Source organism: uncultured Lutibacter sp., from assembly GCF_947495725.1.
Classification (GTDB): domain Bacteria; phylum Bacteroidota; class Bacteroidia; order Flavobacteriales; family Flavobacteriaceae; genus Lutibacter.
Window position 1 is genome coordinate 801,796 of the sequence record NZ_CANLZZ010000001.1, and the last position, 18,444, is coordinate 820,239.

Consider the following 18,444-nt stretch of genomic DNA (forward strand, 5'->3'; position numbering starts at 1 on the left):
TAAATCCGGCGGGAAATGAAATTTAAAATTCTACTAGTAGTATTAGTAGTTAGTGTATTCACTTTAAATGCACAAAGTAATAAAGAATTAGCATATAAATATTTAAAAGAAAGAGGTGAACTAGTATTTTCTTTTACGGCAAATAATTTTAAAGAAATTGAAGAACTAAACAGAATAATTTCTTTTGATCGTGGTCGTGATAGAAACAACCCTTTAAAGGTTAGTGCTGTTGCTAACAAAAAGAATTTTGAAAAATTTTTAACATTTAATTTACCTTTTGAAGTAAATGTTAAAGCCAATGAACCTAAAGATGTTGTAATGTTCGACCCTAAAATTCATAAAAAAGGATTTTCAGGGAAAAATGCGGCATATCCACTATCTTTTCCCTTATCTACATACCCAACCTATCAGCAATATGCAGATCAAATGGCTGCTTTTGCAGCTGATCATTCAGATATTGCTGAATTAATTGATATAGGTGGTACTGTACAAGGAGATAAGCGATTATTATTTATTAAATTATCTGATAATGTTGCTACTAGAGAGGCTGAACCTAGAGTAATGTATACTTCATCAATGCACGGAGATGAGGTAGCTGGTTTTCCAGCAATGTTAAATTTAATTGATTATTTTATTACTGCTTATAAAAATACAGGACATTCAGATCATACAAGGGTAAAAAACTTAATAGATAATAGTGAGGTTTGGATTAATCCAATGGCAAACCCAGACGCTACATACTGGATGGATTCTACTAATACTTCTGTTGCAGATTCAAGAAGAGAAAACGCCAATAATGTAGATTTAAATAGAAATTATCCAGATAATATAGGAGGTGCTCATCCCGATGGGGAGGCATATCAAACAGAAACACTCGCTTTTATGCAGTTTGCTTCCGATTATCATTTTGTGCTTTCTGCAAACTTACATGGCGGTATAGAATTAGTGAATTATCCTTTTGATAATGCTTATGCAAGTGCAACTCGTTACCATAGTGAAGATCCATCAGGTTCAGGTCCTTATTACACGCATCCAGATACCGATTGGTACGAATATGTTTCTGTAGAATACGCATCACAAGCTCAAAGTGATAGCCCTAGTGGCTATATGACCACTGATGAAGATAGTTATATTTATCCAAGCCCAGGAGTAACTCATGGTGCAGAATGGTATCGTGTATATGGTGGTCGTCAAGATTATATGAATTTTTACCATCAGTGCAGAGAAATTACGGTTGAAATTTCGGATGTTAAAACACCTCCATCAACAAATACTTCTAGTAATAATGAGGTAATTGATATTTGGAATTACAATCAAGAAGCCTATATTAAATTCCTAATACAAGGCATGTATGGTTTTAGAGGTATTGTAAAAGATGCTACTACAGGAACCCCTATTGATGCAAAGATATATATTGTTGGTAGAGATGATAAAGCGACACCTATTACCAATTCTTGGGTTGAAACAGAAGTGTTATTTAACGGAACAGAGTCTGGACTTGGTGATTTTTATAGACCAATTGAAGCAGGAAACTATGATATTTTAATTGAAGCAAATGCAGATTGTTATATTCCTATTACATTAAATAGAACAATTTCCAATTATGAAACAGTAGATTTGGGAGATATTTTATTGCAAAAAGTTACAGATTCTTCACCAAGTAATGCACCAACAACTGCAATTACTACAACAACTGCCACACTTAATTGGGATAATATTAACGGGGCAAGTAATTATAGTGTTAGATATAGAGAACAAGGAACTTCAATTTGGACAACCGCTACATCTGGAGTTAATTCACTTGATATTTCAGGTCTAAGTGTATCTACAACTTATGAGTTTCAGGTTAATGTAACCTGTAATTCAAATACATCAACATATAGCACTTTAACAAATTTTACAACCTTGGCAGCAAATTATTGTGATTATGCTGGGGATACTCAATGGGAAACAGGTGTTACTTATGTTAATTTTAATACGTTAACAAATAGTGATGGTCCCACTAAAGATGTTGGCTACGAACATTTTTCTAATACTACCGAAGTAGACTTAGGTGAGTCACATACTTTAACTGTTAGAGTAAATACTGATGGAAATTATACAATTCATGCTTTTGCATATATAGATTTTAATGGAGATGGTTCTTTTGTAGACGTAACTGCAATTCAAGAGATATATGATTTAGGACAAGCTACAAATGGATCTGATATACAAACAAGTATTACACCTAATATTTTAATTCCTTCTGGGCATACTGGATCTGTTAGAATGAGAATTGCGGCGAGGTATAGTCAGGATCCTGATCCTGATGGCTGTAATACTAGTACATTTGATGGCGAAGTAGAAGACTACACATTAAACATAATAGACTCAACACTAGGTATCCAAGATGAAATACTTAGTACATTTAATTTATATCCAAACCCATCAAATATTGGAGAGGTTAGGTTAACACTTCCTAATGAAATACAAGATTTTAATATTGATGTTTATAATTTATTAGGTCAAAAATTATTGGCCACAAATAAAACAAATAGAGGTAGCGAAGTACATACCATAGATACAAGTAAATTTAGAACTGGAGTTTATTTTGTTACCGTTTCTACTGAATTAGGTAGTGCTACAAAAAAACTTATAATAGAATAATTGTATTAGAAAAAATTAAAAAAGAAACATCCTAACTTAGATAAGTTAGGATGTTTCTTTTTTATACTTAATTTTACTTAAATGCGGCATATCCAGTTATATCAAAACCGGTAATTAGCAAATGAATATCATGGGTTCCTTCATAAGTAACAACACTTTCTAAATTCATCATATGTCGCATAATGGAATATTCTCCAGTAATTCCCATAGCACCTAACACTTGTCTGGCCTCTCTAGCTATTTTTAAAGCCATATCAACGTTATTTCGTTTCGCCATAGATATTTGAGCAGAAGTTGCTTTATCGTCGTTTTTAAGCGTTCCCAAGCGCCAAGTTAATAATTGCGCTTTTGTTATTTCGGTAATCATTTCGGCTAATTTCTTTTGTTGTAATTGATAAGCGGCAATTGGTTTGTCAAATTGAATACGTTCTTTGGCGTAACGCAATGCGGTATCATAACAATCCATAGCTGCTCCAATTGCTCCCCAGGCAATGCCATATCTTGCTGAATCTAAACAGCCTAATGGAGCACCTAAACCATCTTTATTAGGTAAAATATTTTCTTTCGGAATTTTAACATTGTCAAAAATTAATTCTCCAGTTGCTGAAGCTCTTAAACTCCATTTATTATGCGTTTCTGGAGTTGAAAAACCTTCCATTCCACGTTCAACAATTAAGCCTTTAATTCGTCCTTCTTCGTTTTTTGCCCAAACAACACCAATATCAGCAAAAGGAGCATTTGAAATCCACATTTTAGCTCCGTTTAACAAAAAATAGGTACCCATATCTTTTATGTTAGTTTCCATTCCACCCGGATTAGATCCGTGGTTTGGCTCAGTTAATCCGAAACAACCTAGCAATTCACCGGTAGCTAATTTTGGTAAATATTTTTGTTTTTGGGCTTCACTTCCATATTTATAAATAGGATACATTACTAATGATGATTGTACCGAAGCAGTAGAACGAACACCAGAATCTCCACGTTCAATTTCTTGCATTATTAAACCATAACTCATTTGATCTAAACCAGCACCACCATACTCTTCTGGAATGTAAGGCCCAAAAGCTCCAATTTCTGCTAAACCTGAAACTATTGAAGTAGGAAACTTGGCCTGTTGGGCAGCTTCTTCAATTATTGGAGAAACTGCTTTTTTTACCCATTCTCGAGCTGAATTTCTTACTAATTTTTGTTCTTCAGTAAATAATTCATCCAATTGATAATAATCCGGAGCTTGAAATAAATCTTGTGACATGAGTTTATATAATTTGGTTTATACACAAATTTAACAATTAAAATCATTAATTCATTACATTTGCGTTAATGAGTTGTACCTTAGGAAAAGACGAAAAATTAAAGAGTAAAAAATTAATTGAGCAATTGTTTGCTGAAGGAAAACATGTAAAATCTTTTCCATTTAGATTAATTTATTTACCAATAGAACACCATGGAAATCTCCCTTTAAAAGTAGGGTTTTCAGTACCAAAAAGAAATGTAAAATTAGCTGTTAATCGCAATAGAATTAAAAGGTTAATGAGAGAGGTTTACAGAAACAATAAACATTTGTTTTACGAAAAAATAGAAACTAAGTTTGTTTTTATGTTTATTTATATGGCAAAAGAAGAAATAAAATATACAGATTTAGAGTTAAGTTTAAAGAAACTCAGTAATAAATTACAAGAAAAATTAAAGGATGATAAAATCTAAAATAAAAAAATGGTTATTGGGAATATTTGTGGCTGCTTTTATAGCAATTTCCGCAGGTTTTCAATCCGATTTTTTTGAAATAGCCAAGCAAATTGATATTTATACTACTATGTTTAAAGAATTAAACATGTATTATATAGATGAGGTTAATCCGGGAAAATTAACCGAGAAATCCATAAACCATATGTTATCTAATTTAGATCCTTATACACGGTTTTATGATGAACAAGGTGTTGAAGATGCGCGTATACGATCAACAGGTGAATATGGGGGAATTGGAATAGCAACACGTTTTAAAAACAAGACCTTAACTATTCGTGAAATATTAAAAAATTCTCCTGCAGAAAAAGCAGGATTAAAGGCTGGCGATAAAATTTTAAAAATAGGAAATGTAGCTGTAAAAGAGTATGAAAAAAGTGATATATCTGGTTTAGTTAATGGTTTGCCCAATACCATTTTAAAACTTTCTATTGAACGCCAAAATAAACAGTTAAACGTTGAGCTTAAACGAAAAAAAATTGATGTTGACGCCGTTCCGTATTTTACAATGATTGATAATGAAGTTGGGTATATATCATTCATTAAATTTAATGAAAAAGCGGCAACAGAAGTTAAAGCGGCCATATTAGATTTGAAAAAAGAGGGAATGACAAAACTAATAATAGATGTTCGAGGTAATCCTGGAGGGCTTTTAAATGAAGCCGTTGCTATTTCAAATTTTTTCATTCCAAAAGATAAAATTGTTGTAACTACTAAAGCAAAAACTAAGAAAGAGAGCGCAACCTATAAAACTAGAAATGAACCCTTAGATTTAGAAATTCCTTTAACTATTTTAATTAATAATAGATCGGCCTCTGCGTCAGAAATATTGGCAGGTTCGTTACAAGACTACGATAGAGCACTGGTAATTGGAGAACGTTCATTTGGAAAAGGATTGGTACAGCGTTACAAACCACTTTCATATGGAACTCAAATGAAACTTACGATATCAAAATACTATACACCAAGTGGAAGATGTATTCAAGAATTAGACTATACAAATAGAGATGATAAGGGTAATATTCCTAAATTTTCAGATTATGGTATTGAAACATATAAAACTGAAAAAGGAAGAGTTGTTTATGGAGGAGGAGGAATTTTACCTGATGTTGATATTAAAAAGCCGGAATCTACAAAAACCACAAAAATATTGTTAAATTCTGATGCTTTTTTTAATTATATTACTAGCTATTTTTATAAAAATCCATCAATTGCAGAACCTTCAAAATTTAGGTTATCGGATACCGAATTTTCCGATTTGTTAAATTATTTAAGTAATAATCATAAAGATTTTCAAACGGTTACCGAAGCAAAATTTGAGCAAGCTTTGAAGCAAGCAAGTTCTGAAGGCTTGGATAAAAATGTAGAAAAAAAATATGCCGATTTACTAAAAGCTGTTCAACTCGAAAAAATAAATGAACTAACTAAAAATAAAGAGGAAATTTTAGAAAAATTAACTGAAGAAATTGTAAAACGATATTATTATACTGAAGGAGTTTTTATACAAAAAACGGTTTTTGATAAAACTATTATAAAAGCGACTTCAATTTTAAATAACAACAAAGAGTATACAAAATTATTGGAATAGTAAAAGAAGTAGATATCTAAAATTCGTTTTAAATAACTTATCCAATAATTGTATATTTGTAACTCAAAAAATTTTATGGGACTATCAAAAAATCATGAAAGAACCAGAGCTCAAGAATCGTCCAATGCAATAGAGCGACTGTACATTACAATGCGCCACTTATTTAGTAGAGGTTTTTACAAACCAATGGGGATCTCGGGTGATGCTTTGCGCGATTCCTTATTACTTTTAAGACCCGAAATTTATGGTTCAATTGCAGAAGAAAAAGTTGAACTAAACGGACTAATTTACGTAATTGAACGTCTTCCAATGGGAATTGAAGAATGTAGGTTTGTTAATTTAACATCAGATGAAGGTTATTCTAAATCGCATTTTAAAACTATAGTTCCACCAAAAAGAAGAAGAAATTGCTATAGAATAGATAAGGATCAAATGAATATTGAGGTTACTAGAGGAAGATCTGAAATTTATGATATTTTAACCCATTTAACATTTTTATTTGTTGAATCTCATAAAATAGCATCAAAGGTTTTAATTGATGATGAAACCGATACTATTAGAGAATGGAAAAAATTGGAGGAAGTTGTATTACATAACAAAAAAATCTCTAGAGACGAAAGAGACATTATGTTGGCACATGTTGCTAGTATTTTAGGTAGAACTTTTGAAGAAACGCTGCATGTGCACGAAATTTTATCCGAAAAAAGCAATTCCGATAGATTTTTCCAAATTATTTATTGGTTAGGGTTATTAGCTATTAATGAAAAAGTTCATAATTTAAAAAGAGAAATAAGTTTTAGTCCTGTACTTAGAGAGCGCATTGGACATCATATTTACGGAGAAATTTGGGCAACAAATATTAAAGAGATTTTAAAAGAAAATGACTTATTAAATCGTCCAATTCATATAATAAGTGCAAATATGCACAGTGTTATGAACTCAATTTACGCTCCAGTAGTTTTACCTAGACAATATGACGAAAATAATACCATTTCTTTATTTGAACTCTTAAGCAAAGATGAAAATGAAGATTTACGAGCTCAGGTAAAAGAATTTGCCGCCGAAAATGGATTAATTTATGTTAAAGATACATCGGGAACCAATATTAATGTTCAAATAATTGACACAGAAAAAATAGATCTCACCAAAACAAAATATACTTTAAATAATAGTATAAATGATGAAGAAAAGCCAGTATTAGTTGTTATGGACTACGCTTTTGGTGAACAGGCTTATGAAACTATGGATGAGTTATTAAAACCTTACGTAGATTCAGAAAAAAAGAAGCATCATTTAAATGTTGAATCTGTTTCCATAATGGGAAAAGCTGGAATTTTAGAAGGAGGAAAGGGCGATATTATGATTCCATCTTCTCATATTTTTGAAGGAACTGCAGATAATTATCCTTTTAAAAACGAACTTAAGAAAAAAATGTTTGAAGGGTGTGGACTTAATGTTTATTCAGGTTCAATGGTTACTGTTTTAGGAACATCTCTTCAAAATAAAGATATTTTAAAATTCTTTTATAATTCAACCTGGAAAGTAACTGGTTTGGAAATGGAAGGAGCGCATTATCAAAAGGCAATTCAGGCTGCTTCAAAAATTAGAGGAAATATTTCAAGAAAAGTAGAAGTTAGGTATGCATATTACGCATCGGATAATCCTTTAGAAACAGGAAGCACATTGGCCTCTGGAGGGTTGGGTACAACTGGTGTTTTGCCAACCTATTTAATTACTCAAAAAATATTAGAACAAATTTTTTAATTAAAACATAAATAGATAAAAATAAGTTTACAAAATGAATGTATTAATACTAGGATCAGGAGGAAGAGAACATGCAATGGCTTGGAAAATTGCACAAAGTAAATTATTAGATAAACTATTTATTGCACCTGGAAACGCAGGAACAAAGGAAGTAGGAACAAATTTAGATATCAATCAAACCGATTTTGAAGCAGTAAAAAAAGCTGTTTTAGAAAATGACATTAAATTGGTAATTGTAGGCCCCGAAGATCCTTTGGTAAAAGGTGTTCATGATTTCTTTTTAAATGATAATGAATTAAAAGAAATTCCTGTAATTGGACCTCAAAAATATGCAGCCCAATTAGAAGGAAGTAAGGAGTTTGCGAAAGAATTTATGTTTCGCCATAATATTCCTACAGCAGCATATGAAAGTTTTTCTGAAGAGAATTTAGAAGCAGGTTTAAAATTTTTAGAAACAGTTTCACCTCCATATGTTTTAAAAGCCGATGGTTTAGCGGCTGGGAAAGGAGTTGTAATTTTAGAAGATTTACAAGAAGCAAAAGAAGAACTTACCGAAATGTTAGCCAACAAAAAATTTGGTGAAGCAAGTAATAAAGTTGTAATAGAAGAATTTTTGACGGGTATTGAGCTAAGTTGTTTTGTTTTAACCGACGGAAAGAGCTACGTTACATTACCAAGCGCAAAAGATTATAAGAGAATAGGAGAAGGAGATAAAGGTTTAAATACAGGGGGAATGGGTGCTGTTTCGCCAGTTCCTTTTTTAACTGACGAACTAATGGAAAAAATAGAAACTCAGGTTATAAAGCCAACTATTAATGGGTTTCAAAAAGACAACATTCCATATGTTGGATTTGTATTTATTGGATTGATTTATGATAAAGGAGAAATTAAAGTTATTGAATACAACTGTCGTATGGGTGATCCCGAAACAGAAGTTGTAATTCCAAGAATTGAAAGTGATTTTTTAGAGCTTTTAATTGCTGCAGGAAATAAAGAATTACATACCAAAACTATTGAATTAAAAAAAGATAGTGCTTGTACTGTTATGTTAGTTTCTGGAGGTTACCCTGAAGCTTATGAAAAAGGAAAAGAAATTCTAGGTGTTGATAGTGTTGAAAAATCAATTCCTTTTCACGCAGGAACTAAAATAGAAGATGGAAAACTGGTAACTAATGGAGGTAGAGTAATTGCTATCACTTCTTATGGAAGTGACTTTAAAGATGCTTTAAAAACATCGTACAAAAGCATTGAAAAAATATGTTTTAACGGAATGAATTTTAGAACAGATATTGGTTTTGATCTCTAAAAAAAAATTCTTGTTGCGCCATTAAATTGGGGATTGGGACACGCTACACGTTGTGTCCCAATTATTAATGAATTAATTAAGGCTAATTTTGAGCCTATTATTGCTAGTGATGGAAACGCTTTATTACTACTTCAAAAAGAATTTCCAAACTTAAAAAGCTTTGAATTACCTTCTTATAATATTAGGTATTCAAAAAAAGGGAAGTACCTAAAAATAAAGTTGTTTTTTCAAATTCCTACTATAATTTCGGCTGTAAAAAGTGAGCGTAAATTAATTGCGCAACTTATTGAAAAAGAACAGGTAGAAGGTGTTATTTCGGATAATAGATTTGGAGTATACAGTTCTAAAATACCATCGGTTTATGTAACACACCAGCTAAATGTAATGTCGGGTAATACTACATTTTTAACCAGTTATTTTCATCAAAAAATTATAGAAAAATTTGATGAATGCTGGATTCCAGATTTTGATTTTGGTTGCAATATTTCAGGTGAGTTAGGGCATATAAAAAATGCGAAGTTAAAATTAAAATATATAGGTTTACTTAGTAGATTTAAATTTTCTAAAAGAGAAATTAAACGGGATATACTGGTATTATTATCGGGCTCCGAGCCACAGAGAACTCTTTTAGAAAAAAAACTGTTAAAAACGTTTAAAAATTACAAAGGAACCGTACTTTTTGTACGAGGAGTATTATCTAAGGAAGATAAAGTTGAGGTTTCAAATAATATTAAAGTCGAAAATTACTTGTTAACTAAGGATCTTGAAAAAGCAATTGTTGAAAGTGAAATTGTGATATCACGTTCGGGCTATTCTACTATAATGGATTTGGCAGTTTTACAAAAAAAAGCATATTTTATTCCAACTCCTGGTCAGTTTGAACAAGAATATTTGGCAAAATTAATGAGCCGTAATAAAATTGCTCCATTTTCTTCACAAAATGAGTTTAGCCTGGATAAGCTAAAAGAAGTGGACAATTTTAATGGATTTGAAAAGATTAGTTCAAATAAAATTTTAGAAATGTTCAGCCTTTTCAATGGTAAATGAAAATTCAGAACCTTTACCAAGCTCACTTTTTACATAAATTTTCTCATCGTGTGCTTCAATAATATGTTTCACTATTGATAATCCTAATCCCGATCCTCCTTGATCTCTAGACCTGCTTTGGTCTACTCTATAAAAACGTTCAAAAAGTCTGGAATGGTATTTTTTATCAATTCCTTCACCATTATCAACTACCTTAATAAGCATTTTATCATTATTCTTTTTTTCTATGCTAACAACGGTTGTACCATCTTTTTTACCGTATTTAATAGAATTTACAATTAAGTTGGTAAGTACTTGTTCAATTTTTTCAACATCACCAATTACCATAATTGGATATGTATAATGCTTATTAAAATAAAGTGAAATACCTCTTCTTTTAGCTTTCATTTCTAAAAGATCAAAAACATCCTGAATTAATTCTAAAATATTAAAAGGCTGTTTATTTAGTTTTAAATCGGTAGCTTCTAATTTAGAAATTAAATCTAGGTCCTTTACAATAGAAATTAATCGTTCAACCCCTTTTTCGGCTCTTTTTAAGTATTTTTTTCCAATATTTTTATCGTCAATTGCACCATCTAATAATGTAAGCAAATATCCTTGTACTGTAAATAAAGGTGTTTTTAATTCGTGAGAAACATTTCCTAAAAACTCTCGTCTATAGGTTTCTCTCATATTTAGATTTGAAATTTGCTGTTGTTTTACTCTTGCAAATTTCTGCACTTCTCTTGAAAGATTATCAATATCAGGTGAAATATCGGTTTTATTAAAGTCAGAATTATCTAAAATTGAAACGCTATCGTAAATTTTCTTTATTTGTTTGTAAATAAATTTTTCTAAATAATATTGAATTAGAAAAAAACTAAAAGCAAATAGAACAACCCCAGTTAAAAAAATAAATTTGATGTTAATTGCTTCATTTAAATAGAAGTATGAAAAAACTGATAATGTTAAATGTGTAAATAAAGTAATTGCAATTGAAGTCCAAAAAGCAAAGGAATATGTTTTTTTAATCTTCATCAATTACAAATTTATACCCAACACCTTTTACCGTCTTAAAGTATTGATCACCAATTTTTTCTCTTAATTTACGGATATGAACATCTATAGTTCTGCCACCAACAACAACTTCATTTCCCCAAACTTTATCTAAAATAGCATCACGTTTAAAAACTTTATCGGGTTTTGAAGCTAACAACGAAAATAATTCAAATTCTTTACGAGGTAAAGATAGTTTATTACCATCTTTAATTATTACGTACTCTTCTCTATCAATAATAATTTCTCCAACCTGCACAACTCCTTCAGAATCAGAAGAAGAGCTTGATTTTACATCTTTTATACGTCGTAATAACCCTTTTATTTTACTAACAAGTACCTTTGGTTTAATAGGTTTTGTAATGTAATCATCTGCTCCAACATCAAAACCAGCCATTTGAGAATAATCTTCCCCACGTGCGGTAAAAAATGTAATAAGTACATTTTCTAAGCCTGCTGTAGCTCTTATTTTTTCACAAGCTTCAATACCATCCATATGAGGCATCATTATATCTAAAATAATTAAATGCGGACTGTGTTTTTTTGCAGATTCTACAGCTTGAAGACCATTTTTTGCGGTAAAAACTTTATAACCTTCATTTTTTAAATTATAGCTAACAATTTCTAAAATATCTGGTTCATCATCAACTAAAAGAATTTTTACATCTGCATTTTTCATAATAATAACAGTTTTTAAAACTTAAAACGTTCAAAAGTAAGCATTATTTACATTTTTGAAACAGCCTTTTACAAGTTGTTTAAATTATAACATTATAGTAACATAAACCTTACATAGGGTTAATTTTAAGGGAAAAATTTATCAAAACATTAATTTAATTGCAAAAAATGGATTTTTTTAGATTTTTTTATAATTTTGATAGAAAAAATTGAGCGATGAAAAAATTATATTTTTTATTTTTAATGGTATTTATGACAATTGTTTCTTTTGGGCAAACAATTATTATTAATGAGATTTTTGCTGATCCGGCCGGTGATCTTTCTGGTGATGCAAATGGTGATGGTATAAGAAATGCTAGTGAAGACGAATTTATTGAAATTTATAACTCAGGCATTACGAGTATTGATTTGGAGAATTATACTCTCTCTGATTTGGTTGGTTTAAAACATGTTTTTCCTTCGGGAACAATACTACCTGCTAATAGTTTTATTACAGTTTTTGGAGGAGGTACACCAACAGGGATTAACGGTTTATTTCAAATAGCAAGTACTGGAACTTTGGGTTTAAATAATGGAGGTGACGCTGTAACTTTAAAAGATGCTTCAGATACAACAATTTCATCTATAGCTTTTGGTACTGAAGTAGGTGATGACCAATCAATTGGCCGTAGCCCTGATTTCACGGGTAGTTTTGTTAAGCATAGTACAATTCCAGGAAACGGAGGAGTATTATTCTCACCTGGAGACAAAAATGATGGTTCTACGCTCTCAGTAGTTAAAAACGAAATAGAAAACTTTGTTATGTATCCAAATCCGGTTTCTAAGGGTAGTTTGTTTTTCTCTTCGGATAGCAGAGAACAAAAACAAGTAGAGATTTATGCCCAAACCGGACAACGTGTTTATAGTACAATAGTAAAAACGGAACAAGTTGTGGATATCTCTAATTTAAATAATGGACTTTATTTTGTTAAAATTATAGAAGAAGGAAAAATTGCTACACGTAAATTGGTTGTAAATTAGGTGAAATTTTTGCCCTAAAAGTATTAAAATCCATTACAATTAAGTTACAAAAACTTACTTAAGTAAGGGAAAACCATATCCGTTTATTAGCATAAACGTACCGTTTGCAAAGTTTTTTTCACATAACTTGTTTGTTAATAGGGAATTATTCATTTTCGCACTCGAATTTTGAATTTCCCCACAAATGCAAAAGATTTTTACACTAATAGTTATGTTGTCCATTACGGTTTTAAGTTTTGGACAGAATGTTTTTATATCTGAAATTAATTATACTGGTTCTGATAAAGGTATAGAATTATCAGTAGATGGTACAATGGATTTATCTGGTTGGAGCCTAGTTTTTTACAAAGGAACAAATAGAAAAGTTTACCATACCATAGATTTATCGCAAAATTTAAGTGATGGAGCATTATGGATTGAGTACTCTAATATTTCTGATGGTCATCCAAAAGGAGCGGGAGTTGCTTTAATTAGTGATGATGGTGATGTGCAAGAGTTTTTAAGTTATAATGGTTCTTTTGCAGCAAAAGATGGTCCTGCTGCTAATTATAAAAAAGAATCTATAAATATAGGTACAATAACTGATAATAGTGGTTCTGAAGGTAAATCATTACAAAAAGTAGGTGATGCTTGGGTTTCTTTAAATAAAACACCTGGAACATTGAATAGTAATAGAACAGCTTCTGTAACCAAAAATCAGATTGATGGATTTAACGTATATCCAAATCCGGTAAGAGAAGGTTTATTTTCAATTTCAACAAAAAATTCATTTGAAAAACACGTAATAATTTATTCTATTTTAGGAAGTGTTGTTTACGAAAAAACGGTTGGAGCAAATGAATTGGTAAATGTGAAAAATTTAAGTGTTGGAATGTATTTGGTTCAAGTTGAAGAAGATGAAAAGGTTTCCATTAAAAAGTTGTTAATTAATTAAACAGTCATACATTAAAATATATTTAAAAAGCATTCTCCAAAACGAGAATGCTTTTTTTATTATATTTATCCTAAAAAAAGCTAATGAATGTTAAAATTAATTTCGAAAATATACTGTTTTTAGATATTGAAACTGTTCCTGAAGAAGCGTCTTTTGATAATTTGTCTAAAGAAAAACAAGAATTATATAGCCAAAAAACGCAATACCAACGAAAAGATGAAATTTCTGCTGAAGCATTTTATGACCGAGCTGGAATTTGGGCCGAATTTGGAAAAATAGTCTGTATTTCGGTTGGTTATTTTATAAACTTTAATTCTAATGAACGAAAATTTAGAGTCACTTCTTTATATGGAGAAGAGGTTAAAATATTGAATGATTTTAAAGAGTTATTAGATAATCATTTTAATCGACCACATCATGTATTATGTGCGCACAATGGTAAGGAATTTGATTTTCCATATATAGCTAGACGGATGATTGTTCATCAGATTTCATTACCAGAAAAATTGAATTTATTTGGTAAAAAACCTTGGGAAATTCCTCATTTGGATACTATGGAATTATGGAAATTTGGAGATTATAAACATTATACATCATTAAAGCTGCTTACTTCAATACTTGGAATTCCATCTCCAAAAGACGATATTTCTGGAAGTGAAGTAGGAGATGTTTATTACAAAGAAAATAATATTGAACGAATTGTAACCTATTGCGAGAAAGATACCGTTGCCATTGCTCAATTATTATTAAGATTTAATAACGAGCCTTTAATTGAAGAATTAAATATTGTACATGTTTAAAAAATTTTGTTATTCTGAATATAGCGAGAGCGTAATATAGAATCTATTATTTTTGAGATTTTTCACATAGATTAAGAATTACAATAGTTCTCAATATTTACTCCTCCAGCTTAGAGGAAAGTTCAAACCAACGTTCTTCTTTTGCGTCAATTAAATTAGAAATTTCTTGAAGTTTAATAGATAGTTCATTAATTTCTTCACCAGAAAGTGAGCCATCTAAAAATTTTGTTTCAATACTGCTTTTTTCGGTATTTAATTTTTCAATTTCATCTTCAATACCATCAAATTCTTTTTTTTCTTTATAAGAAAGTTTTGCCTTTGTAGGGGTTTCTATTACCTTGGTTTCAGCCTTTTTTAAAGTGGTAGTTTCTTCCTTTGGTTTAGAATCTTCATAGGCTCTAAAATCTGAATAATTGCCCGGAAAATCTTCAACAACACCATCGCCTCTAAATACAAATAGATGATCCACAATTTTATCCATAAAATACCTGTCGTGAGAAACTACTAGCAAACATCCAGGAAAATCTAGTAAAAAGTTTTCGAGTACATTTAATGTAATAATATCTAAATCGTTTGTGGGTTCATCTAAAATTAAAAAGTTAGGATTTTGGATTAAAACCGTACATAAAAATAAACGTTTACGTTCTCCACCACTTAATTTCTCAACAAAATCATATTGACGTTTTCTACTGAATAAAAAACGCTCTAATAACTGTCCTGCTGAAATTTTTCGACCTTTAGTTAATGGAATATATTCACCAAATTCTTTAATAACTTCAATAACTTTTTGGCCGGGTTTTATTTCAATTCCATCCTGTGTGTAATAACCAAATTTTATGGTTTCTCCAACAACAACTTTACCAGAATCAATAGGAATATTTTGAGTAATAATTTTTAAAAAACTTGATTTTCCAGTTCCATTTTTACCAATAATTCCAATGCGTTCACCCCTTAAAAAATTATAATTAAATTTTTCTAAGATTTTTAAATCGCCAAATGATTTTGATATATTATGAAGTTCCAAAATTTTCGTTCCCAAGCGTTCCATATCAATCTCAAGCTGCACTTTATGGTCGTTTCTTCGCTGAGAAGCAAGCTCTTTAATTTCATAAAAATCATCTATTCTACTTTTGCTTTTAGTTGTTCTGGCTTTTGGTTGCCTGCGCATCCAATCTAATTCTTTTTTAAATAAATTTTTAGCCTTTGCTATTGTAACTTTTTCAATTTCAATACGTTCTTGTTTTTTTTGTAAGTAGTTAGAATAATTTCCTTTGTAGGTGTAAAATCCGCCGTTATCTAATTCTACTATTTCGTTACAAACACGCTCTAAGAAAAAGCGGTCGTGGGTTACCATAAACAAGGTAATTTTTTCTTTTTCAAAATAACTCTCAAGCCATTCTATCATTTCTAAATCTAAATGGTTTGTTGGCTCATCAAGAATTAACAAATCGGGCTTGTGAATTAAAATTAAGGCCAATGATAAACGTTTACGCTGTCCGCCAGATAAATCGCCCACGCTTTGAGATAAATCGTCTAATTTAAGCTTAAAAAGAATTTGTTTGTATTGCGTTTCAAAATCCCAAGCATTTAAACGCTCCATTTTTTCAAATGCTTTTTGATATGCTTTTTCATCTTCAGGATTTTTTAATGCATGTTCATATTCTTCAATTACTTTTAAGGTTTCGTTGTCCGAATCAAAAATAGTTTGCTCTACTGTTAACGCATCATTTAAGTTATCTTCTTGCGATAAATATTCAATTTTTAAACCTTTTCGACTCACAATTTGACCAGTATCCGAACTATCAAGTCCCGCAATAATATTCAACATTGATGTTTTACCAGTACCATTTTTGGCTATAAAGGCAATTTTTTGATATTGATTTATTCCAAAGGAAATATTGCTAAAAAGCTCTAATTCACCAAAAGCTTTTGATATGTTCTCAACTGATAAATAATTCATTAAAGTTATATTTTACCGCAAAACTACATAAAATAAATGCTTTAATTACAATTTAAATTTTTAGCAAGTTTTCTGTACGTTCGGGCTATTATTATTCAGTTTTTCTAAAGTTTATAAAATGCTAAAAAACTACTTTATTAGTAAGTTTGTGCTTAGCGGAGCGAAAGTATTTATTCCCTAATGCAATCAAAAGCAAAAAATGTATATTTAAAAACGTATTTTTATCCAACAAAATTTATAAATGTTAAGCGTTCAAAATTTATCCATTTCTTTTCAATCAAACAATGAAATAAATACCGTTGTTCATAATATTTCGTTCAATTTATTACCACAGCAAATTTTGGGTATTGTTGGTGAATCAGGAAGTGGGAAATCTGTTACTTCATTAGCAATTTTAGGTTTACTTTCTAATAATGCAAAGGTTGATGGGGCTGTACTTTTTAATGATATTGATTTAACAAAAATTTCTGAAAAAGATTTTCAAAAAATACGAGGAAATCAAATTTCAATGATTTTTCAAGAACCAATGAGTTCATTAAACCCAACTTTAACATGTGGTTTTCAAGTATTGGAAATTTTAAAGCAACACAAAAAAATAAGTAATTCTGATGCTAAAAAAGAGGTTATTGAGCTTTTTAACAAGGTAAAATTACCCAGAGCAGCAGAAATTTATAATCAATATCCACATCAAATTTCAGGAGGACAAAAACAACGTGTCATGATTGCGATGGCAATTGCATGTAAACCACAAATTTTAATTGCAGATGAACCAACTACGGCTTTGGATGTAACGGTTCAAAAAGAAATTATTGAACTTTTAAAGGAATTACAACAAGAAACAGGAATGAGTATTATTTTTATTACGCACGATTTGTCGTTGGTTTCTGAAATTGCAAATACTGTTTTAGTTATGTATCAAGGAAATGTTGTAGAACAAGGAGAGGTAAAGCAGGTTTTTAAAAGTCCCAAACACAATTATACAAAGGCGTTAATTAATTCTAAACCAAATTTAAATGAACGATTGAAAAAGCTTCCAACAGTTCAAAATTTTATGGAAGAAGAAATTAACAATGAAGTATACACAACAAAGCAACGAGCTGAATTTCATAAGAAAATATATGACAAATTACCGTTGTTGGAAGTGCGAAATTTGGCAACTTATTTTAATTCAGAAGGTAGTTTTTTCTTTGGAAAAAAAAGTACGGTTAAAGCGGTGGATAATGTTTCGTTTAAATTATTTGAAGGTGAAACTTTAGGATTGGTTGGAGAATCGGGTTGTGGTAAAACAACTTTGGGAAGAACAATTTTACATTTAGAAAAAGCAACCAAAGGTGAGATTTTTTACAATCAAAAGGATGTAACCATACTTTCTAAAAAAGAATTAAAAAAGTTTAGAAAAGAAGTTCAAATTATATTTCAAGATCCATTTTCTTCTTTAAATCCAAGAATTCCTGTTGGAAAAGCAATTATGGAACCCATGAAAATTCATGGAATATTAAATTCTTCAAAAGAGCGGAAACAATATGTATTTGATTTGTTAGAAAAAGTTAGTTTAGAACCAGAACATTTTTACCGGTATCCACATGAATTTTCAGGAGGACAAAGACAACGCATTGGTATTGCACGAACGATAGCTTTAAAACCTAAATTAATTATTTGCGATGAATCGGTTTCGGCATTGGATGTTTCAGTACAAGCACAGGTATTGAATTTATTAAATGAGTTAAAGCAAGATTTTGGATTTACCTATATTTTTATTTCGCACGATTTGGCTGTTGTAAAATATATGTCGGATCAATTAGTAGTTATGAATAAAGGAAAAATTGAAGAAATTGGTGATGCGGATTTAATTTATAAAACGCCAAAAACTAACTATACCCAAAAATTAATTGATGCCATTCCAAAAGGCATTTAATTTCAATA

At 30.4% G+C, this 18,444-nt stretch carries 14 protein-coding genes; 10 read left to right on the forward strand and 4 right to left on the reverse strand.

Annotated elements, in window-relative coordinates; genetic code table 11:
* Positions 1 to 15: 15 nt before the first annotated feature.
* Positions 16 to 2,646: a M14 family zinc carboxypeptidase gene (locus Q0776_RS03270; RefSeq protein WP_298364994.1), complete on the forward strand. Its 2,631-nt coding sequence runs from the start codon at positions 16 to 18 to the stop codon at positions 2,644 to 2,646.
* Positions 2,647 to 2,719: 73 nt separating this feature from the next.
* Here the strand turns inward: Q0776_RS03270 and Q0776_RS03275 are convergent, their stop codons facing one another.
* Positions 2,720 to 3,898 (reverse strand): acyl-CoA dehydrogenase family protein, encoded by a 1,179-nt coding sequence (locus tag Q0776_RS03275; protein ID WP_298364997.1) that lies wholly within the window; start codon positions 3,896 to 3,898, stop codon positions 2,720 to 2,722.
* A 68-nt stretch (positions 3,899 to 3,966) separates the two neighbouring features.
* Here Q0776_RS03275 and rnpA point away from each other — a divergent pair, with 68 nt between their 5' ends.
* The 5 genes from rnpA (at position 3,967) to Q0776_RS03300 (ending at position 10,094) form a co-directional block, all read left to right on the forward strand.
* Entirely contained in the window at positions 3,967 to 4,350 is a 384-nt protein-coding gene (gene rnpA / locus Q0776_RS03280; RefSeq protein ID WP_298364999.1) for a ribonuclease P protein component, read from the forward strand.
* On the forward strand, positions 4,337 to 5,977 hold the full coding sequence (locus Q0776_RS03285; RefSeq protein WP_298365001.1) for a S41 family peptidase: 1,641 nt from the start codon (positions 4,337 to 4,339) through the stop codon (positions 5,975 to 5,977). Before rnpA ends, Q0776_RS03285 begins: the two co-directional genes overlap by 14 nt.
* Before the next feature lie 75 nt (positions 5,978 to 6,052).
* A complete protein-coding gene (locus tag Q0776_RS03290) occupies positions 6,053 to 7,741 on the forward strand; it encodes a hypothetical protein (protein WP_298365003.1) in 1,689 nt (562 codons plus the stop codon).
* Between the two features lie 34 nt (positions 7,742 to 7,775).
* Positions 7,776 to 9,047, forward strand: coding sequence for a phosphoribosylamine--glycine ligase (purD, locus tag Q0776_RS03295; protein ID WP_298365006.1), 1,272 nt, complete (start codon positions 7,776 to 7,778; stop codon positions 9,045 to 9,047).
* 33 nt (positions 9,048 to 9,080) lie between these two features.
* Positions 9,081 to 10,094, forward strand: a complete 1,014-nt coding sequence (locus Q0776_RS03300) for a glycosyltransferase (protein ID WP_298365008.1) — start codon at positions 9,081 to 9,083, stop codon at positions 10,092 to 10,094.
* Here the strand turns inward: Q0776_RS03300 and Q0776_RS03305 are convergent.
* Positions 10,062 to 11,111 (reverse strand): ATP-binding protein, encoded by a 1,050-nt coding sequence (locus tag Q0776_RS03305; RefSeq protein ID WP_298365010.1) that lies wholly within the window; start codon positions 11,109 to 11,111, stop codon positions 10,062 to 10,064. The genes Q0776_RS03300 and Q0776_RS03305 overlap by 33 nt on opposite strands.
* The gene (locus Q0776_RS03310) at positions 11,101 to 11,808 is read right to left on the reverse strand and encodes a response regulator transcription factor (RefSeq protein ID WP_298365011.1); all 708 of its coding nucleotides are present in this window, start codon (positions 11,806 to 11,808) and stop codon (positions 11,101 to 11,103) included. Before Q0776_RS03310 ends, Q0776_RS03305 begins: the two co-directional genes overlap by 11 nt.
* Positions 11,809 to 12,023: 215 nt before the next feature.
* On the opposite strand from Q0776_RS03310, the gene Q0776_RS03315 reads away from it, so the two are divergent.
* The 3 genes from Q0776_RS03315 to Q0776_RS03325 all read left to right on the forward strand — a co-directional run bounded on the left by Q0776_RS03315 (position 12,024) and on the right by Q0776_RS03325 (position 14,561).
* Entirely contained in the window at positions 12,024 to 12,827 is an 804-nt protein-coding gene (locus Q0776_RS03315; RefSeq protein ID WP_298365012.1) for a lamin tail domain-containing protein, read from the forward strand.
* A gap of 184 nt (positions 12,828 to 13,011) precedes the next feature.
* Positions 13,012 to 13,761 carry a T9SS type A sorting domain-containing protein gene (locus Q0776_RS03320; RefSeq protein WP_298365013.1) on the forward strand — a complete coding sequence of 250 codons (750 nt, stop codon included), beginning with the start codon at positions 13,012 to 13,014 and terminating at the stop codon, positions 13,759 to 13,761.
* 83 nt (positions 13,762 to 13,844) lie between these two features.
* Positions 13,845 to 14,561, forward strand: coding sequence for a 3'-5' exonuclease (locus tag Q0776_RS03325; protein WP_298365014.1), 717 nt, complete (start codon positions 13,845 to 13,847; stop codon positions 14,559 to 14,561).
* A gap of 97 nt (positions 14,562 to 14,658) precedes the next feature.
* On the opposite strand, the gene Q0776_RS03330 is transcribed toward Q0776_RS03325, so the two are convergent.
* Entirely contained in the window at positions 14,659 to 16,521 is a 1,863-nt protein-coding gene (locus tag Q0776_RS03330; protein WP_298365015.1) for an ABC-F family ATP-binding cassette domain-containing protein, read from the reverse strand.
* Positions 16,522 to 16,762: 241 nt separating this feature from the next.
* On the opposite strand from Q0776_RS03330, the gene Q0776_RS03335 reads away from it, so the two are divergent.
* Entirely contained in the window at positions 16,763 to 18,436 is a 1,674-nt protein-coding gene (locus Q0776_RS03335) for an ABC transporter ATP-binding protein (protein ID WP_298365016.1), read from the forward strand.
* Positions 18,437 to 18,444: the final 8 nt, after the last annotated feature.